Raw genomic sequence first — 17,516 nt, 5'->3', positions numbered from 1 at the left:
TTAGCCATGAGCAAAAAGATCAAATGTGCCCTGATCGGGCCGGGCAATATCGGCACCGATCTGCTTTACAAGCTGCTGCGCAGCGAAGTGCTGGAGCCCGTGTGGATGGTGGGCATCGATGCCACCTCCGAAGGCCTGAGCCGCGCCCGCGAGATGGGCCTGAAGACCACCAGTGACGGGGTCGACGGTCTGTTGCCGCACGTGCTGGCAGACAATATCCAGATCGCCTTCGATGCCACCTCGGCTTATGTCCATGCTGAAAACAGCCGCAAGCTCAACGAGCTGGGCGTGCTGATGATCGACCTGACACCGGCTGCCATTGGCCCGTATTGCGTACCGCCGGTCAACCTCAAGGCCAACCTCAAGCGCGGCGCCATGAACGTCAATATGGTCACCTGCGGCGGCCAGGCGACCATTCCGCTGGTGGCGGCTGTGTCCAGCGTCCAGCCGGTGGCTTACGCCGAAATCGTCGCCACTGCCGCGTCCAAATCGGTGGGCCCGGGCACGCGCAAGAATATCGACGAATTCACCCGCACCACGGCCAGTGCCATCGAGCAGGTGGGTGGGGCGAAAAAGGGCAAGGCGATCATTATCGTCAACCCCGCCGAGCCGCCGCTGATCATGCGCGATACCGTGCATTGCCTGACTGAAACCGAACCGGATCAAGCCGCTATCAGCCTGGCCATCGCCAGCATGATCGAGCAGGTGCAGCAGTATGTGCCCGGCTACAAGCTGGTCAACGGCCCGGTGTTTGACGGCAACCGGGTCTCGATTTTCATGGAGGTCGAAGGCCTGGGCGACTACTTGCCCAAGTACGCCGGCAACCTGGACATCATGACCGCCGCGGCCGCCCGCACCGCCGAGATGTTCGCCGAGGAAATCCTCAAGGGCGAGCTGCAACTCAAGGCATCAGCCCCCCAACCTGCCCTCGCTTAAGGAGCCGATCATGGATCTTCGCGGCAAAAAAATTACCGTGCATGACATGTGCCTGCGCGACGGCATGCACCCCAAGCGTCACCAGATCAGCCTGCAGCAGATGAAAGACATCGCCTGCGGCCTGGACGCAGCCGGCGTGCCGCTGATTGAGGTCACCCATGGCGACGGCCTGGGTGGCAGCTCGGTGAACTACGGCTTCCCGGCGCACACCGATGAGCAGTACCTGTCGGCCGTGATCCCGATGATGAAAAAGGCCAGGGTGTCAGCCCTGCTGCTGCCGGGTATCGGCACCGTGGACCATCTGCAAATGGCCCATGAACTGGGGGTCAATACCATCCGCGTGGCGACCCATTGCACCGAGGCGGACGTGTCCGAGCAACACATCTCCTATGCCCGCAAGCTGGGCATGGACACCGTGGGTTTCTTGATGATGGCCCATATGAACAGTCCCGAGGGGCTGGTCAAACAGGGCAAGTTGATGGAGAGCTTCGGCGCCAACTGCGTGTACCTCACCGATTCGGCCGGCTATATGCTGCCACACGATATCAAGGCGCGGGTTGCAGCCCTGCGTGCGGCCCTGCACCCGGACACCGAGATCGGCTTTCACGGCCATCACAACCTGTCGATGGGCGTGTCCAACTCCATCGCGGCCATCGAGGCCGGAGCCACCCGCATCGACGCTGCAGCGGCCGGGCTCGGCGCGGGCGCGGGGAATACGCCGATGGAAATCCTGGTGGCCGTGTGCGATCGCATGGGCATAGAAACCGGGGTCAGTGTGTTTGGCATTCAGGACGTGGCCGAGGATCTGGTGGTGCCGATCATGGACTTCCCGATCCGCAGCGACCGCGATGCCCTGACCATGGGCTACGCCGGGGTGTATGGCTCGTTCCTGCTGTTTGCCAAGCGCGCCGAGAAAAAGTACGGCGTGCCAGCACGGGAGATTCTGGTGGAGATGGGTCGTCGCGGCATGGTTGGCGGCCAGGAAGACATGATCGAAGACACCGCCATGACCCTGGCGCGCCAGCGGGCCTGAGGCGTCGCACCTTGACGGAGGCGCTGACCGGGTCAGCGCCTTCGGCGTTTTTACCTCACAGGAAACCCACCATGTCCAACACTCATGTCGGCTGGCGCAGCCATGCTTTGCTGTTATTGCTGGCAGCGGTGTTTGCCGACAACTTTGTCGGGCGCCAGATTCTGGCAGTGATGATTGAGCCGATCAAAGCCGAGTTCGGCGTCAGTGACACAGCGATGGGGCTGATTTCCGGCCTGGCCTTTGCCGCGGTATTCGCCCTGCTTGCCCTGCCTGCCGGTCGCCTGGCCGACCGTATGGTACGCACCCGCTTATTGGCCATCGCCTGTTTGCTGTGGGCCGTGGCAACCATGTTGTGCGGGCTGGCAGTGAGCTTCTGGATGCTCGCCCTGGCACGCATGGCTGTGGCGGTGAGCGAGTCGCCGACCACCTCGACATCGATGTCGATCATTGCCGACCTCTACCCGCCCCATCGCCGATCGTTTGCCATCAGTTGCTTCACGGCGGCACCGACCTTCTCCGCAGTGATCGGCCTCAGCCTTGGCGCCTGGGTGGTTGAACACTATGGCTGGCGCACCGCGTTTATCGTGATCGGCATGCCGGCGCTGATGTTCTCCACGCTGCTGGCCTTTGTGGTGAAGGACCCGGCGCGTGGCCGCTGGGACCTGGCCAGCGCCCACGCGGCCCACCCCCTGCAGAGCATGGGCAGCGAGGCACGCAAACTCTGGGCCCTGCCCGCTTACCGTTGCCTGGTGATGGCGGGTGGTTTGACCACCCTGGGCTCTTATGCCATCGGCATGTGGAACACCAGCTTTCTGGTGCGCTCCCACGGTTTGTCACTGCAACATGCCGGGTTGCTGGCGGGTTTTATCTGCGGCGGCTTTGCCGGGATCGGCGCCTTGTTCAGCGGCTGGCTGAGTGACCACCTGACCCGGCGCAACCCGCACTGGCAAGTGGGCATTCCGGTCATAGGGCATGTGACAGCGCTCAGTGCGCTGTTCGCCTACCTGCTGTGGCCAAACACAGTGTGGCTGCAGGTGGGCAGCGTACCGGTGCCCAGTGCGATGCTGCTGTGCGCGCTCTACAGCTTTTTTTCGGTGTGGTGGGTGGCGCCGTCGTTCAATCTGATCACCCAACTGGTCCCGGCCAACCGCCGGGGTACGGCGATGGCCTTGCAGACCATTATTTCGACCCTGCTGGGGATTGGCCTGGGGCCGTTGCTGGCCGGTTTGCTCAGCGATGCCCTGCAGCCGGCTTTCGGTATTGAATCGCTGCGCTATGCATTACTACTGGTAAGCCTGCCGGTGGCAGGTGCAATCATGTTGCTGATTCGCACCGCCAGCCATGCCGGGCAAAATTGCTATAGGCATGTAGAGCGGGCGGCATAATCGTCGATAAATTTGCGTGTCAGCTCATACGACGTCAGCTCGGCCATGCGCCCGGGGCTCAGGGGGAAAGCCTGGCCCGCCCACAGGTTGATAAAGTCGCCGCTGTCAGCCCCGGATTTGGCCTTGAGCGGCAGCAGCACGCCACCGGCCAACGGAAAGGCTGGCGCCTGGGAGTTGATCGGGCCCAGTTCGCGCATGACCCGATTGACGATGCCCCGTGCTGGCCGCCCGGTAAACAGATTGGTCAGCGCGGTATCTCTGGCCTGAGCCTCGCGCAACGCACGGTGATGAGCCCTGGCCAGCTTTGCTTCAGGGCAAAACAGGTAAGCAGTGCCGATTTGCACGGCACTGGCGCCAAGTGCAAACGCCGCCGCGATCCCTCGCGCATCGGCGATGCCGCCTGCAGCAATCACCGGCACTGACACGGCATCGACGATTTGCGGCACCAGAGCGAAGGTGCCGATTTGCGTGGTCAGCTCACGATGCAGGAACATCGCCCGATGACCGCCCGCTTCATAGCCCATGGCGATAATTGCGTCACAGCCGTGGTGTTCCAGCCATTGCGCCTCGTCAACCGTCGTGGCCGAACTGAGCACCCTGGCCCCACAGGCCTTGACCCTGGCCACAAACTCCGGTGCCGGCAGGGCGAAGTGAAAACTCACCACTTCGGGGCGCAATTCCTCAACCAGGGCGCAGGTGGCTTCATCGAAAGGCGCGCGGCTGGATATCGGAGTGGGCGCGTCATAATCGGCGCCGAGCTCGCTGTAATAGGCCTTGAACAGCGACTTCCACTGTTCGATGGCAGCCTCGTCGTACTCCGGAGGCTGATGGCAGAAAAAGTTCAGGTTGAGCGGCTGGTCGCAGGCAGCCCGAAAGGCTGCCACCTCGCTGCGGATGGCCTCCAGGCTCAACGTGGCGCAGGCCAGTGAGGCCAGCCCCCCGGCCTGTGCCACGCCGATCATGATATCGGCGCCAGCGCCCAGCATCGGTGCCTGAATCAGGGGGTGGGCGATACCCAGCAGATCGGTGAAACGCGAATCGGGCCAGCAGCTCATGGGGGCTCTCAGGGTCGACAATCGGGAGCTGGATACTAGTGGCTCGCCTGCAGATGAGGCAAGTTGCCCAAGACTATGTAGCAGCTGACGAGCGGAGCGAGGCTGCGTTCGTCAGCTGCTACGAAAGTCCGCAATGGCCGAATTATTTTTTGCTGGCCAGAGCCGCAATCAATGCCGGGTCATGATTGTAGATATCCGGTGCGTAGGTCACCTTGCCGTCCTTGTTTGCCTGGGCGGTCCAGTAGGTCATCAGGATCGGTGTCGGGTTCGACAGCCTGAACTCATGGGTCAGCCCGGTACCCAACAGCTCCTCGCTACGGACTTTTTCGGCAGGTGTCACCAGCAAGTCACGCAGCTGGAACACCGCTTCAACCCGCACGCAACCCGAACTGAAAGCCCGTGGCCCCTTGCTGAACAAGGCCTGGCTAGGGGTGTCGTGGAGGTACACCGAGAACGGATTGGGGAAGCGGATGGCAATTCGTCCCAACGGGTTCCTCGGCCCCGCGCCCTGGCGCAGCAGGATGTTGCCCGGTCGATCCCAGTCGATATCCTGAGCCGCCAGCGGCTGGCCGTTGCTGTCCACAATCTGCAGGTCCTGACGGCTGAGGAAAGACGGGTCGCGACGGATCTGCGGCAGTTTGTCTTCACGAAAGATGGTCGGCGGAATGGTCCAGGTCGGGTTGAGCGTAAGGCGATTGACCCGGGACTTGAGCAGCGGGGTCTGGCGCTCGGCACGACCGACCTGGGTGCGTGTCTGCCACACCGGCACACCGTTGCGGTACACGGTCAGTTGCGCTGCGGGCACATTGACCAGCAGGATATCGGGCTCCAGATCCTGGGCTATCCAGCGAAAGCGCTCCAGATTGATGCGCAGCTGCTCACGCCGCGCCTGGGGGCTGATGTTGAGTTTTTTAAGGGTGCCCGCGCCGATTACACCGTCGGCCTGCAACGAATGGTCGAGCTGGAAGCTCTTCACCGCCGCCACCAGTTCATTGCTGTAATGGTGATCGACAGTCGCCGGCAGGTGGCTGAGGTAGCCTTCACTGACCAGTCGCCGGGCCAGCTCGGGCACCCGCGCATCCTCAGCCCCCGGACGCAGCAACGGCCCGCTGGCCAGTGGTTGCCATTGTGGCAAGGGTTGCTGACGCTGGCGGGCATAGACCCGACGCAGGTTTTGATACAGCTCGTTTTGCGGGCGCGCCTGTTCAAAAGCCCGGGGCAAGTCCGCCAGGCCCGGGCCGGCAAAGGCCAGGATGCGGGCCTGGCGGTCTTGTGCAACCTCACTGGCATGCCATACCGGCTCGAACCGCGACTGCTGCAGGCGACCATAGTGCAGGTCCTGCAAGGCTTGCAGATACTGCTGGCTGATCCCGATATCGGCACACAGATCACCAGCGACAGGCAGTTTGTAGGTGTCGGGGTCCAGACCGTCATCCGCCAACTGCGCAAGCTCCCCTTGCAGGGCGCTCAAACGGCCATTGACCGACCATACCGGCTGGTCATTCTGCCCCTGATAAAACCCCTGCAGCATTCGCAGCATCGGTGCATTGACCCGTGGCGCCAGGACCGGACAGGCTTGCGGCAGTTGGCTGAGCGCTTGTTGTACCGGGCTTGTGGTGTCTGCCTGTAGGGGATCGGCTACAGCGACCAGTGGCACAGTCAGCAAGGCAATGCTCAAGTAAAATGCGCGTTTTTTGAACAACTGCTTTACTCCAATTATGGGCCGTCATCTTTAACTTCAGCTCAATCAGCGGTCACGGCAAACCCACAGGCTAGCAGTTAAAACCCAAGCGCCAAGTTATCGGCGCAGCATTACTGGTCTGACTCCATCGAGAATACGCAAATCATGCTCAACTTTTTACGCCGTTTTTGCTTTGCAGCCATCGCCTTAAGCGCAACCTGCACTACTGCCTACGCTGCTAATCCGCTCTTGCTCAACAAGCTCAGCCATGCCGCCCCGGAACTCAACCCCCAGGCCCTGAAAAGTGCCCTCAGCGCCATGCAGTGCGCGGTCAATAACGGAGCCAAACAGGCTCGGCATCTGGCGGTAATCGACTTCTCGCAACCTTCAACCGCTCGCCGTCTCTGGATCTTTGACCTGACCCGCAAGACATTGGTTCTGCGTGATCTGGTGGCCCACGGAAAACAATCCGGCGAGAACTTCGCCACCAGTTTCTCCAATACCGAAGGCAGCAACCAGTCCAGTCTCGGCCTGTTCAGCACCCAGGAAAGCTATGTGGGCAGCCATGGTTACTCATTGCGCATGGACGGCCTTGAGCCCGGCATCAATGATCAGGCCCGTGAACGGGCGATCGTGATCCACCCCGCCAATTACGTGAACCCGCTGTGGAGCAAAACCCAGGGCCGCATCGGCCGCAGCCTCGGCTGCCCGGCGGTCCGCCCGCAAGTGGCGCGTCAGGTCGTAGATAAACTCAAAAATGGCCAGTTCATGTTTGCCTGGTACCCCGACCAGCAATGGCTGCAATCCTCGGCCTACCTCAACTGCCAGCCACGTCAGGTGGCGAGCATCATGTCGGCCAGGCATGAGGTCGCACACGGGGGTTGAAAGCGCGGCGGCAATACCTGTAGATAGTGCGCACATGTTCCAGGAGTTTCATCATGCCCGCGCCGCAACAGGCTGCCTTCAACTACCGCGCCATGACCCGGGCCGACTTGCCTGCCGCCCACAGGTTGTCCGCGCAACTGAACTGGCCCCATCGCCTGGAAGACTGGGCGTTGTTGCACCGGGTGTGCAAAGGCTTTGTGGCCTGCGAAGGTGAGCGCTTGATCGGCACGGCGTTCGCCTGCCCACAAGGTGCGTTTGCAACCATTGGCCTGGTGGTGGTCAGCCCCGATTATCAGGGCCAGGGTGTTGGCCGCCGATTGATGGAGCTGGCGCTCGAGGCCTGCAAGCCGGCCACGGCGATCCTCAATGCCTCGGCGGCAGGCGCACCGCTGTATCTGAGCCAGGGCTTTATCGAGTTCGGCACCCTCGAGCAGCGCCAGGGCCCGGCACAATGTATGGCCCTTGAGCCGCTGGCCGCAGACGAACACTGCCGCAGCCTCAACGCAGAGGATCAGGCACGGCAACTGGCACTGGCCAACGCTGGCAGCGGGCTGGATCGCAGTGCCATTTTCGCCCATCTGCACGACACTATCGAACACACGGCCGGTATCGAGTGCGGTGGCCAGTTACAGGCGTTTGCCCTGTTGCGCCGCGCCGGAAAGGGCCATTGCATTGGCCCGGTGATTGCCCAAAATCCCCGGCAGGCCAGGCACCTGATCGCCACCCTGCTCTCACGGATCCCTGGCCAGTTGGTGCGTATCGATGTGCCACATAACAGCGGTCTGTGTGAATGGCTGACGCGGGCCGGCCTGGGCCCAGTAGACCGGGTGAGCCAAATGGCCCTCGGCACACCCCCGCAATCCACTGAAGGTGTTCTCCAGTACGCACTGCTTTCACAGGCAATGGGTTGAGCTGCAGAAACGCGCAGGACTGATCCGCCACAAACCGGATGGGCAAGAAAAAGACAGTGGTATTAATTTGTATGGGATGGGTGACTAGCGAGGTTGCGTCAGGCCGAACGGCGTTGACGCTGTGCTTGGAGAGTCTTGCCCGATGCTGGACAAGATCTGAAAAATGGCAGGGGCGGCTGGATTTGAACCAACGCATGGCAGGATCAAAACCTGCTGCCTTACCGCTTGGCGACGCCCCTGTAGTTGTTGCGATGAATGCCTGGCATTCATTTAACGTCCTTGCAGCTTGCGAATGTTGCCAATCGCCGTGAACCTGTAAGGGTTCGCTGTGAGAACGAGCGCAAATATACCCGCACTCTGAGGATATGGGAAGCACTTTTTAAATAAATTTATTCAAAAACAGCCACTTAGTGAGAAACACTGGCACATTGCCCCGGCTGGCCGGGCTTTTCCCGGGTCTAGGCGAGGGATAAGCCCGGAGTTTCAGGCACTGATCGACACAACGGCGTCACATCAATCAAAGGCACCATTGAGAATCTCATAAACCAACCCGGTGGCAATGGAGACCAGAATCAACTCCGTGCCCACCTGCTGCCATTCGTACCCCTCGTAATGAGGCAGCCTGCTGGCCAGTCGGCCATCCAGCTTTTTGGCAATACCTGGCGGCAGCGGCTTGCCCCGCGCCAGATTCTTCTGGATGCCGGGCGGCAGCGCCTGGCTTCGGCTCCAGTAATCTCTATGCCCGTGAATGATTTCAAGCGTGGCTGCACGATTGATACTCGGGCCATGCGCCCTGTCGTCAGCGCCTGACTTTTTACCTTTATTGCCCTGGCCACCTTGCTTGCCATGATCCTGGTCATAGTGCTGACCGCCTTTGTCATTGCCTTTACCGTTCCCGTTACCTGGATCGGCCGAGGCAGTGACCGGGCCACAAACAAGCGCAACACACGTAATGGCTGTAATCAGTGAGCGAGGCGTTAGCATGGTCGAGGACTCAGAATAAGGGTGGTCCTCTGACTATAGACGACAGCTTGAGTTCGTCAGGGCATCAAGCTGCCACCCAGTGCTGCTTCAGCTGTGCTCCGGTGCGAACCAGGCCATGGTGATATCCGCGATCAGACTGCCATCGGGTAGGCGTATACGCTTTTCAAGACGACCTTCTTCCACAAAGCCGAACTTCAGATAAAGGTGCCTCGCACGGCGATTGACCTCACGCACCCGCAGTTCGACTTTTACCAGCCCCGGGCGATCCCCGGCCCACTGCAACAAGCGCGTCATCAACACATGGCCGATACCCTGCCCCACATAGTCGGGATGCACAACGATAGTCAGGCTCATAACGTGCTTAAAGGCCTCAAGCCCCATTGGCTCAAGCAAAGCATGCCCGACAATCTGGTCATTCCATTCAACCACCAGGTAAAGGCCATCATCCTTCAGGGCAAGAATTTTTCGCTCAAAGGCTGCAGTGTTAAACTCACTTGGCCGCGAGACAAGCAAACCGGGGGTTTTGGCCGTTTCACGCTCGGCATTGCAGAGCTGCGTCGCATCCGTTAGTTGCGCATGACGAATGACCAGGTTTTCCAAGCGATAGCTCCCTATAAACTGTTCTGAGTAGGTCAACTGCTTGCGCTCGAAAACACGCAATTCCTGATTAACTTACGCACCCTTACAGCGCACACAAATCTGCGCGGTCTGCATTTCCCTCCGCCCTCAGCCCTTCAAGCAATAACTGTTCCCGTTGATCAATCCTCGTAGAGCAAGGCGTTCTTCCGATGTGTTTTGTAGCTCTCCCGTGGTACAAACAGCAGTAATACGTGACATTGAATACCCTGACGCGTCAGGCATTGAGCGAGCTTCTGGCACATCACGCCTGGACTATTGGTAAAAGCTGCGCGGTGAGGTGTTCAATTGCATTGCCCCGAACTGAAATTGGCCATGCTTGGTACATAGGCCTACTGATCCACCTTGAAGGTGCACCCCATGCCCGCCCCTACTGCTCGCCCCGACCTTGTTTATACATACCCGACCCACCTGCGCGCTCAGGTCGAGGCCGCCCCGCGAGCACCCGGGGTGTATTTCTTTTACGCTGCTGGCGAGTCCATGCCGCTCTATATCGGTAAAAGCATCGATATACGCAGCCGACTGCTTTCCCACCTGCGCGCGCCGGAAGAAGCCCGAATGCTGCGCCAGACACAACGGATCGAGTACCAGCAAACCGCAGGAGAAATCGGTGCCCTGCTGTTGGAGTCCCGCCTGATCAAAGAACTGCAACCCTTGAAGAACAAGCGACTTCGTCGTCAACAGCGTCTGTGCTCATTGCGGATTGTCGACGGGGTACTGGAAATCATCGACACCACCACGATCTGCGACGGGCCACAGTTGTACGGGCTTTTCCGTAACCGGCGGATGGCCACCGAAGCCCTGATGCAGATTGCGGACGAGCACCGGCTCTGCCACACCCTGCTGGGCCTGGATAAATCAACGGGACGGGGCTGCTTTCGGGCTCAGATAGGCAAGTGCGCCGGTGCCTGCAAAGGGGCAGAAAGCCATAAGGCGCATACCCAACGCTTGTTGAGTGCCTTGGAACGCTGGGCCGTGCATCACTGGCCCTATCCAGGCGCAATCGCATTGCACGAGCAGCATGGCGAGATCGAGGAGTACCACGTCGTGGACAGCTGGCGCTATATCGGCACCTATACCTGCGAGTCTGAAGCCAGACTGGCCCCCAGACTGACAGGGCAGGCATTCGATGCCGACTGCTACAAAATTCTGGTGCGGCCCGTCTTGCTCGAGAGCACGGCAATCATCATGCTTTGATTGCGAACGTGCCGATCCAGGATAACTGCCTCGAGCTTTTTGACTGCCTTAATGTGCCGCTGAATGACTGGCCCATCTCTTCCACTCGCTTGGCAAGCTGGACGTAAGCCTACAGCCAACACACGTTCACATGACTGACGGTGCGTGCTTCAGTCCGTCGACTGCATCCCGTATTTGCCGCACCCGATCTGTAACAGACATGTCCCCTTCAAGCTTTAAGACCGTACAGGTAAGCGCAGACAGCCATTCCTGGTGCCTGGCCAGGCTACGTCCAGGGACGCCCCCCTCATCGTACTGAGCTGCCCAAGCCAGAAACTCCGGCTTTGCTTGACCGAAGCGTTTTACCTCTCGACGTTCTAGCCTCTCCAATCTGAGTTCAACCGGAAGATAAAGGAACACCACAAGATCAAATTCGCTCTCAAGCGGTTGACCCCAGCCCATTACTGATCCGGCAACCACTGCACGGTCATGAGCGCGCATTTCATGTAGCAAGCGCTCTCCTCGTAGCGTTTTGTCTGCCAGATGCAGATAGGGCGGGTTACTGGGCAGCCACAAAAAATCATCTGCTTCCAGGTGAGTTGCGCTCAGTTCCTTAGCTAAAGCATCCGCCAAAGTCGTGGTGCCGGTACCTGCCGCGCCTGTGATCAAGATGTAACGTGCCGTCTCTTTTGTCATTTCGTTTCAGCCACTCTAAAACTTTGCCATCTCCGATAACTTAACAGTGCCCCACTGATGTGGCAGCCGAGCAAGAACATCCTCGAGATATCGAGCCAGTGGTGGCCAGCGCCTGCAAATGTGGGTCGGTTAGCTACGACCTGACTTTGAACGTCGCTATGCACCAAATGACGTGCGGGCAGTCATCAAATCTCTAGAGCACTGCAATCAGATCCTGTTTTCTCAACTGAGCAAGCCTGGGCGAGCACTTGATAACGACTCTGTACAAATCCGTTATCAGACGCTGAGGAATCAATCAGACTTAAATTTAGCTCGCCACCCAACTGGCTGAACAAAGGAATTCCTTTGCCCAACAACACTGGAATGCGCGTAATAGTGATCTCGTTGATCAATCCCGCAGCGAGGAAAGCCTGGATGGTCTGACCTCCGTCAATATAGAGATGCTTCAGACCTTGAGCCGCGAGCTGCGCCACGATAAGTAGCGGATCGCCGGCCAATACATCGAAGGACTCAGACGACTTTACCCCCCGACCGCAAAACTTGTATCAGTTGCTCGGCGGCGAGGGTTTCGACGGTGCCTTCACGGGTGCCTGCGCCGAAAACAGCGCAACAGGCCGATGTGTCGCCGTCGCAGATACGGTAAACGGCAATGACGCTGCCAGGCCCGCACCCTGTGTGTCCGCATAGGGTAAAACCACCGTCGATCGAACCCCGCATTAAACCCAGGCCGTATCCCGGTGTAATCCATGGGCGACCTGGAATCGAACCACCCAATGCCTTTGCTATCTGCATGTCCTGGAGCAAGCCTGTGGGGAGCAGATGCCCAGCGAAAAGTCGGTCGAGGAAGAGTGCGGCTTGCGAAATGGGGCCGATTAACAAGCCGTGATACACCCAGCCGGGGTCATAATTTGATGTATTTCCAAGGTGGGTATCTTGTAAGTCTGCTGGCGTTTTAGCGAAGCGAACCCTCGAGAGCCCCAAAGGCGTCAGTGCGTATCGACCCACTGCCTCTTCAAGCGACAAGTCAGTCAGTTGTTCAATTAGCTTGCCTATTAGAAGGTAACCCACATTGGAATAGCGCCATCCAGTTCCGGGGGTATATCGAAGCCGAGCGCCATCAAGGCGCTGCATCATTTCGTCTGCTGACCATGCAGCCTCATGGTTGGCAACGGCGGCGTGATAATCTGCAAGTTCACCATAATCGGCGAGCCCTGCCTCATGCCTAAGCAGTTGGCGCAACGTGAATGGCTGATCAGGTATCGGGGTGTCCAGTCCGACCCGCCCATCACGTACTAATGACAGGGCGGTTACAGCCAGGATGGTCTTCGTAAAGCTCCACCAAGGCACCACCAGTTCTGATTGATCCGACGTTGGTTGCTGACCATTTGATACCAGTGAGCTCAGCATTGACTTCCTTGTATTGTTGGGCAGCTTGTCAGCTACCTAGGGAGGCTCCGATCAACTTGCCGCGATTTTCGAAAAGTACCCAATATACCCAGAGATCAATAACGCGCCTGCCGCCAACCAGGCGCGTGCTGCATCAGTGCATCGCCACACCGTCCAGCGATTTATCGACATACGCCCTGGCCAGCTCCACCAGATGCATGACCGACAACACCCGGTCGCGCGCGAGCCCGCACAAACCATCCCCCGCCTCACTCGCCGAAGCAACCGCACAGCGCAACAAGTCTGACGCTTGGGCCAAAGCCGCTTCTGAATTGACACTGTCCGGGATGGCAAATATGGCCGTGCTTATGGGGCGAGCAGGCTTATGGTCGTGCAGGTAATAATCGAGCGCACGCCTGACGGCCGCACGGTCCAGCAACTGTGAATCGCACTGTTCAGCATCTTGCAGGGTCAATGAGGGGGGATCGGGGACAACTTTTTTCATACCGTTAACTCCTGGCTTCTAAGAGGAGCTGTCACTTATCGCGACCAAACGAATGGGTGGCAGCCGTACGCAGGTTAGTCGACCGGAGAAACCAGGAACCCGGCGCGCCCGAAGGCGCCCTGCGCACGGCCACCAAAAACCGGAGGCAAAAAAACGCCTCTCTGAGGTGGCGCTGTGCGCCTGATTTCACTACGGGCGACTAAACCCGACCGCTGATTTTGCAGCGATGGGCCGAGACTATTCCCCGATTTGAGCAGGCGCAAGCGAACGGGATTCTCTCGGATGATTCGCGAGATGGAAAGCGAAACGTCGTACGAAACTCCTGAATATCTCTCGGTAAGCTCACCTCCAATGTTCAACGGCCCTACAAAGGATGAATGTCCAGGAATGAAGCCCACTCGACAAACTGGCATTCGCCAACATCTGAATAAATCCCTACACAGATTCACCAGCACCGTCAGGAAGCGGCTGACCGCATCCCAACGTGGAAATGAGCCGCACAAGGACTCGTAGCCTCACTGGGAGCATTTCGCATGCATGATGGCCCCACCTCTTGATGTCTGCAAAACAGTGATGAGAGATGACCTTGTATTTATATCAAAACAGATATAATGTTTATCTCGCAGGCGTGGATTCGCACACGCGAATCCGTAGGTGAGACGAGCAACATGCCTGTTCGATTTTTGACCAGAGAGGAAGCGACCGATGACTACTTTCAGATGCATAAAATGTTTGATAAGACGGAGGTGCAGCGATGCCCAACCGAGAAATGAAGGAAATCATGTGGGTTGGAAGTAGCTTGCAAGACCTGCGGGACTTCCCTGAAGTGCCTAGGAAGCGAGCAGGTTTTCAGCTAGAACTACTACAGGAAGGGGAAGAGCCTGACGACTTCAAGCCAATGAAATCCGTTGGCAAGGGTGTTCAGGAAATCCGGATTGCATGTGATGATGGGGCTTTTCGCGTGTTTTATGTGGTCAATCGGCCGGAAGCAATCTATGTGTTGCATGCCTTCCGCAAGACAACTCAAAAGACGGAAAAGCGTGATTTGGATCTGGGTAGAACCCGATACAAATCGCTGGGTTGAGCGTAGGGTGGCGTGGCGATCCCCTTTACCAACGGTGAAGGGGTAAAGCCCTAGCTATGACCCGACTCAAAAAAAGTACACCTGTCACTTTTTTAAAAGAACTTGTAGCAAAACAGTTGTCCAAAAATTAGTAAGCAAGTGATTGATCAGAGGAAAAGTGTATGTCAAACGAACGCCCTACCAGTGTCTGGGATGCGTTGGTTGATACGCCAGAAGAAGCCGAGAACCTGCGTGTCCGTTCTCAGTTGATGCGAGCCATCAGGCGGGTAGTGAAAACCTGGGATGTATCGCAAAAAGAAGCGGCCCAGCGGCTGCATATCACTCAGCCAAGGCTGAATGATTTGCTCAAGGGGAAAATTGAAAAATTTTCTCTGGATGCTTTGGTGAATATGTTGGCCAGTGCAGATCTGGAACTCGAAGTTCGCATCAGTAACAAGGCAGCCTGATTTTCAGGTGGTGGTTCAAGCAAGCAAAAAGGCTGGCCATGATGTGGCTGGCCTTTTTTCGCTTTAATGGCACCCAAGGACGAAAATAAGCTATCGCAGGTAGTTTGCAGAGACACCGGTGCGTTTGTCTGAAGCTACAAGAAACCTCTGTTCTCATCAGCCACTTGGGTGTGCAGCTTTAGAACCCGTATACGCTGTATTGTTGGCGCTGATTTAAAACTGACCCACCCTGCCGATTGAAAATTGACCCAGGACGGATTGCTGATTTTTGCCCCAGCAATTGTGGATAAGCTTAGCAGCAGTGTTCCGATTCAAGACCATCAAGCCCCACCGCAAGCGGCAGGGCATTTATGGTGCGGATCAAAATGGCTCATCGTCCTCGACATCATCTCCGTCCTTGCGCTTTCGTTCCCGTGACTTGATCTTTGTCTGCGCGGCCAAGGTGCTGTGTTGTAGTCGGTAGGACTCGTTGCCCGTTTCGACGATGTGGCAGTGGTGTGTCAGCCGATCCAGCAACGCGGTGGTCATCTTGGCGTCGCCAAACACACTCGACCATTCCGAGAAGCTCAGGTTGGTGGTGATGACCACGCTGGTGTGTTCGTACAGTTTGGACAGCAGGTGAAATAACAGGGCACCGCCGCTTTGACTGAAGGGCAAATACCCCAGCTCATCCAGTATCACCAGGTCTGTTCGTAGCAGTCCCTGGGCGATTCGCCCTGCCTTGCCATCGTACTTCTCACGCTCCAGCAGATTCACCAGATCCACCGTGGAAAAGAAGCGCACGCGTTTGTTGTGGGCCGTGATTCCGGATACAGCCAAGGCACTGGCCAGGTGTGTTTTCCCGGTTCCAGGGCCGCCGATGAACACGACATTCTGCGCGGTTTCAGTGAACGCTAAGCTGGATAGATCGCTGACCAGCCGGGCATCAGCGCTGGAAGCGCTGAAGTCAAAGCCAGCTAAGTCACGGTGCATGGGGAGTTTTGCCATGTTCATCTGATGATTCACCGAGCGTACCGCGCGATCCGCATGTTCCTGCTGAAGCAGATGTTCCAGCAGCCATTTCGATGAAGCCGTCGACGCTGTTCCTTGAGAGACCAGTTCTTCCCAAGCACTGGCCATGCCGTGCAGGCGAAGTTCTTTGAGTTCAGTCATTAGGTCACGCATTGCGATTCTCCTCATCGGTCGCACGGAGCCGGTCGTAGCGTGCCGTATTGGCAACAGGCGCGACCTTGAGTTGCAGGCTGGTTTCTACACAGGGAGGTGGTGTGGTGGAGGTCAGGCGGGCAACGACATTGAGGATGTGATCGGCGCTCAGACTTCCCGATTCAAGTACCAGCTCCACCGCCACCAGCACTGGTTCGAGACCCGCAATTGGCACAGCAGCCAGTACCTGCATCATGATTCGATCACCGTTGGTGTGACGCCTCAGTCCTCGTTTGAGAAGCCGTAACGGTTTTGGCAAATCAGCAAATGGCGCGCCGTTGCGCAATGCACCAGGCTTGCGTTCGATGAGTGGGATGTAGTGCTGCCAGTCAAAACTGACCTGATCTCGATCAAAGAGGCGCTCGTGACTGGCGATCACCGTTTCGTCGGCAATGACCACGATCCGCGAAGGGTACAAACGGCTGCTGACCCACTGGCCGACTCTCTCACATGGCACTGAATAGCGATTTCGCGCCACGCTGATCAGACAGGTGCTGGAGACCCGCACGGTACGCTCGACGTAGCCATCAAATACCGTCGGCATTGGCATCATTTCGACCTGCTCCAGCTCCAAGACCTCGGCCACCGTCAGCCCGTTGTACTGCGGATGCACCAGTTCGCTCCAGAGCGACCGGCAACGTTGGCCGAGCCAGACATTCAGCTCCTCAAAGGTATGGAACATGCAATTTTGAGCATCGAGCCAGATTCGCCTCCGGCTGTCCTGCACGTTCTTTTCGACGATGCCTTTCTCCCAGCCAGAGGCCACGTTGCAGAAGTCCGGATCGAACAGATAGTGCGCGCACATCACGGAAAACCGGGCGTTGACCGTGCGGCCTTTACCTTTGTTGACCTTGTCGACAGCCGTTTTCATGTTGTCGTAGATGCCGCGACGTGGCACGCCACCCAACGCTCCAAACGAGCGCGTATGGGCATCAAATAGCATCTCGTGGCCTTGGCTGGGGTACGCAACCAACCAGAATGCGCGGCTGGCGCACAGCTTCATGTGGGAGACCTGGACACGTCGAAAAAGACCACCGATCAGCAGACCTTCTTCGCTCCAGTCAAATTGAAAGGCCTCACCGAGAGCAAACGTCAGCGGTACAAAAGCGCGTAAAGACTTGCCTTGCTCCCCTCGCCAAGAGCGGACAAACGCCGTGAGCTGGCTGTAGCCGCCGTCGTAACCCTCGGCCTTGATCTGCTCGAAAAGCGCTTTGGCGCTCCTGCGGTTGTGTCTTGGCCGGAACGAATCGGCCTTGAGCGCCTGCTCCAGGGTCTCGTGAAAAGGGCTGAGCTTATTGAAGGTTGCGCACCGTTGGTACGCTGGCTGAGTGGCTTCGGGCGCTCTGACCCATTTTCGGATGGTGTTTCTCGACAGCCCGGTACGCTTGGCTATCTGATGCAGCGAGAGCTTGTCGCGGAAGTACATCCGCCGGATTTTTCCCAACATTTCCATGCTGATCACCCTGTGTTCTCCTGCTCAAAAAGTGAGCAGAAGCAGTTGAACACCTGGGTCA

General features: G+C 58.0%; 18 protein-coding genes and 1 tRNA gene. 8 read left to right on the top strand and 11 right to left on the bottom strand.

All coding sequences use genetic code 11. The features are described 5' to 3' along the window. Window positions 1-6 precede the first annotated feature (6 nt). The 3 genes from GHN92_RS10510 (at window position 7) to GHN92_RS10500 (ending at window position 3,354) form a co-directional block, all read left to right on the top strand. Window positions 7-936 carry an acetaldehyde dehydrogenase (acetylating) gene (locus tag GHN92_RS10510; protein ID WP_095000067.1) on the top strand — a complete coding sequence of 310 codons (930 nt, stop codon included), beginning with the start codon at window positions 7-9 and terminating at the stop codon, window positions 934-936. Window positions 937-946: 10 nt separating this feature from the next. Then, entirely contained in the window at window positions 947-1,969 is a 1,023-nt protein-coding gene (gene dmpG / locus GHN92_RS10505; protein WP_095018480.1) for a 4-hydroxy-2-oxovalerate aldolase, read from the top strand. A 71-nt stretch (window positions 1,970-2,040) separates the two neighbouring features. Next, complete coding sequence (locus tag GHN92_RS10500) at window positions 2,041-3,354, top strand: MFS transporter (protein ID WP_095000065.1); 1,314 nt, start codon at window positions 2,041-2,043, stop codon at window positions 3,352-3,354. Here GHN92_RS10500 and GHN92_RS10495 read toward each other — a convergent pair. Further along, a complete protein-coding gene (locus tag GHN92_RS10495; RefSeq protein ID WP_153380091.1) occupies window positions 3,327-4,409 on the bottom strand; it encodes a nitronate monooxygenase family protein in 1,083 nt (360 codons plus the stop codon). The genes GHN92_RS10500 and GHN92_RS10495 overlap by 28 nt on opposite strands. Before the next feature lie 142 nt (window positions 4,410-4,551). Further along, window positions 4,552-6,111 carry a murein L,D-transpeptidase gene (locus GHN92_RS10490; RefSeq protein WP_153380089.1) on the bottom strand — a complete coding sequence of 520 codons (1,560 nt, stop codon included), beginning with the start codon at window positions 6,109-6,111 and terminating at the stop codon, window positions 4,552-4,554. Between the two features lie 144 nt (window positions 6,112-6,255). Here GHN92_RS10490 and GHN92_RS10485 point away from each other — a divergent pair, with 144 nt between their 5' ends. Beyond that, complete coding sequence (locus GHN92_RS10485) at window positions 6,256-6,975, top strand: murein L,D-transpeptidase catalytic domain family protein (RefSeq protein WP_095000062.1); 720 nt, start codon at window positions 6,256-6,258, stop codon at window positions 6,973-6,975. 53 nt (window positions 6,976-7,028) lie between these two features. Continuing rightward, on the top strand, window positions 7,029-7,886 hold the full coding sequence (locus GHN92_RS10480; RefSeq protein WP_153380087.1) for a GNAT family N-acetyltransferase: 858 nt from the start codon (window positions 7,029-7,031) through the stop codon (window positions 7,884-7,886). A gap of 164 nt (window positions 7,887-8,050) precedes the next feature. Here the strand turns inward: GHN92_RS10480 and GHN92_RS10475 are convergent. From GHN92_RS10475 to GHN92_RS10465, 3 genes are all read right to left on the bottom strand, one after another. Further along, window positions 8,051-8,125, bottom strand: a tRNA-Gln gene (locus tag GHN92_RS10475). 274 nt (window positions 8,126-8,399) lie between these two features. Beyond that, on the bottom strand, window positions 8,400-8,870 hold the full coding sequence (locus tag GHN92_RS10470) for an anti-virulence regulator CigR family protein (protein ID WP_095032534.1): 471 nt from the start codon (window positions 8,868-8,870) through the stop codon (window positions 8,400-8,402). Between the two features lie 87 nt (window positions 8,871-8,957). Then, window positions 8,958-9,470, bottom strand: coding sequence for a GNAT family N-acetyltransferase (locus GHN92_RS10465; protein ID WP_153380085.1), 513 nt, complete (start codon window positions 9,468-9,470; stop codon window positions 8,958-8,960). A gap of 396 nt (window positions 9,471-9,866) precedes the next feature. On the opposite strand from GHN92_RS10465, the gene GHN92_RS10460 reads away from it, so the two are divergent. Continuing rightward, on the top strand, window positions 9,867-10,703 hold the full coding sequence (locus GHN92_RS10460; RefSeq protein ID WP_153326624.1) for an endonuclease: 837 nt from the start codon (window positions 9,867-9,869) through the stop codon (window positions 10,701-10,703). Window positions 10,704-10,829: 126 nt separating this feature from the next. Here the strand turns inward: GHN92_RS10460 and GHN92_RS10455 are convergent, their stop codons facing one another. The 4 genes from GHN92_RS10455 to GHN92_RS10440 form a co-directional block, all read right to left on the bottom strand. Further along, window positions 10,830-11,378: an AAA family ATPase gene (locus GHN92_RS10455; RefSeq protein WP_153380083.1), complete on the bottom strand. Its 549-nt coding sequence runs from the start codon at window positions 11,376-11,378 to the stop codon at window positions 10,830-10,832. A gap of 185 nt (window positions 11,379-11,563) precedes the next feature. Then, entirely contained in the window at window positions 11,564-11,875 is a 312-nt protein-coding gene (locus GHN92_RS10450) for a dihydrofolate reductase family protein (protein WP_252342268.1), read from the bottom strand. A 13-nt stretch (window positions 11,876-11,888) separates the two neighbouring features. After that, window positions 11,889-12,785, bottom strand: coding sequence for a serine hydrolase (locus tag GHN92_RS10445; protein WP_095019844.1), 897 nt, complete (start codon window positions 12,783-12,785; stop codon window positions 11,889-11,891). 133 nt (window positions 12,786-12,918) lie between these two features. After that, a complete protein-coding gene (locus tag GHN92_RS10440) occupies window positions 12,919-13,269 on the bottom strand; it encodes a DUF6124 family protein (protein ID WP_095019843.1) in 351 nt (116 codons plus the stop codon). Window positions 13,270-14,023: 754 nt separating this feature from the next. On the opposite strand from GHN92_RS10440, the gene GHN92_RS10435 reads away from it, so the two are divergent. Together GHN92_RS10435 and GHN92_RS10430 are read left to right on the top strand one after the other, a co-directional pair. Beyond that, complete coding sequence (locus tag GHN92_RS10435; RefSeq protein ID WP_095018472.1) at window positions 14,024-14,353, top strand: type II toxin-antitoxin system RelE/ParE family toxin; 330 nt, start codon at window positions 14,024-14,026, stop codon at window positions 14,351-14,353. Between the two features lie 161 nt (window positions 14,354-14,514). Beyond that, entirely contained in the window at window positions 14,515-14,799 is a 285-nt protein-coding gene (locus GHN92_RS10430; RefSeq protein ID WP_095018471.1) for a helix-turn-helix domain-containing protein, read from the top strand. A gap of 360 nt (window positions 14,800-15,159) precedes the next feature. Here the strand turns inward: GHN92_RS10430 and istB are convergent, their stop codons facing one another. Then, window positions 15,160-15,963 carry an IS21-like element ISPsy20 family helper ATPase IstB gene (gene istB / locus GHN92_RS10425; protein WP_029241171.1) on the bottom strand — a complete coding sequence of 268 codons (804 nt, stop codon included), beginning with the start codon at window positions 15,961-15,963 and terminating at the stop codon, window positions 15,160-15,162. After that, a complete protein-coding gene (istA, locus tag GHN92_RS10420) occupies window positions 15,956-17,455 on the bottom strand; it encodes an IS21 family transposase (protein ID WP_115129398.1) in 1,500 nt (499 codons plus the stop codon). Before istA ends, istB begins: the two co-directional genes overlap by 8 nt. Window positions 17,456-17,516 lie beyond the last annotated feature (61 nt).

The sequence above is a fragment of the Pseudomonas sp. FSL R10-2964 genome, from assembly GCF_009600035.1.
GTDB classification, from domain to species: Bacteria; Pseudomonadota; Gammaproteobacteria; order Pseudomonadales; family Pseudomonadaceae; genus Aquipseudomonas; species Aquipseudomonas bubulae.
This window is presented reverse-complemented; position numbering and strand designations above follow the sequence as displayed.

Coding starts and splice junctions, on each gene's coding strand:
- GHN92_RS10510 (WP_095000067.1), top strand. CDS start 7: ATGAGCAAAAAGATCAAATGTGCCCTGATCGGGCCGGGCAATATCGGC.
- dmpG (WP_095018480.1), top strand. CDS start 947: ATGGATCTTCGCGGCAAAAAAATTACCGTGCATGACATGTGCCTGCGC.
- GHN92_RS10500 (WP_095000065.1), top strand. CDS start 2,041: ATGTCCAACACTCATGTCGGCTGGCGCAGCCATGCTTTGCTGTTATTG.
- GHN92_RS10495 (WP_153380091.1), bottom strand. CDS start 4,409: ATGAGCTGCTGGCCCGATTCGCGTTTCACCGATCTGCTGGGTATCGCC.
- GHN92_RS10485 (WP_095000062.1), top strand. CDS start 6,256: ATGCTCAACTTTTTACGCCGTTTTTGCTTTGCAGCCATCGCCTTAAGC.
- GHN92_RS10480 (WP_153380087.1), top strand. CDS start 7,029: ATGCCCGCGCCGCAACAGGCTGCCTTCAACTACCGCGCCATGACCCGG.
- GHN92_RS10470 (WP_095032534.1), bottom strand. CDS start 8,870: ATGCTAACGCCTCGCTCACTGATTACAGCCATTACGTGTGTTGCGCTT.
- GHN92_RS10460 (WP_153326624.1), top strand. CDS start 9,867: ATGCCCGCCCCTACTGCTCGCCCCGACCTTGTTTATACATACCCGACC.
- GHN92_RS10455 (WP_153380083.1), bottom strand. CDS start 11,378: ATGACAAAAGAGACGGCACGTTACATCTTGATCACAGGCGCGGCAGGT.
- GHN92_RS10445 (WP_095019844.1), bottom strand. CDS start 12,785: ATGCTGAGCTCACTGGTATCAAATGGTCAGCAACCAACGTCGGATCAA.
- GHN92_RS10440 (WP_095019843.1), bottom strand. CDS start 13,269: ATGAAAAAAGTTGTCCCCGATCCCCCCTCATTGACCCTGCAAGATGCT.
- GHN92_RS10435 (WP_095018472.1), top strand. CDS start 14,024: ATGCCCAACCGAGAAATGAAGGAAATCATGTGGGTTGGAAGTAGCTTG.
- GHN92_RS10430 (WP_095018471.1), top strand. CDS start 14,515: ATGTCAAACGAACGCCCTACCAGTGTCTGGGATGCGTTGGTTGATACG.
- istB (WP_029241171.1), bottom strand. CDS start 15,963: ATGCGTGACCTAATGACTGAACTCAAAGAACTTCGCCTGCACGGCATG.
- istA (WP_115129398.1), bottom strand. CDS start 17,455: ATGGAAATGTTGGGAAAAATCCGGCGGATGTACTTCCGCGACAAGCTC.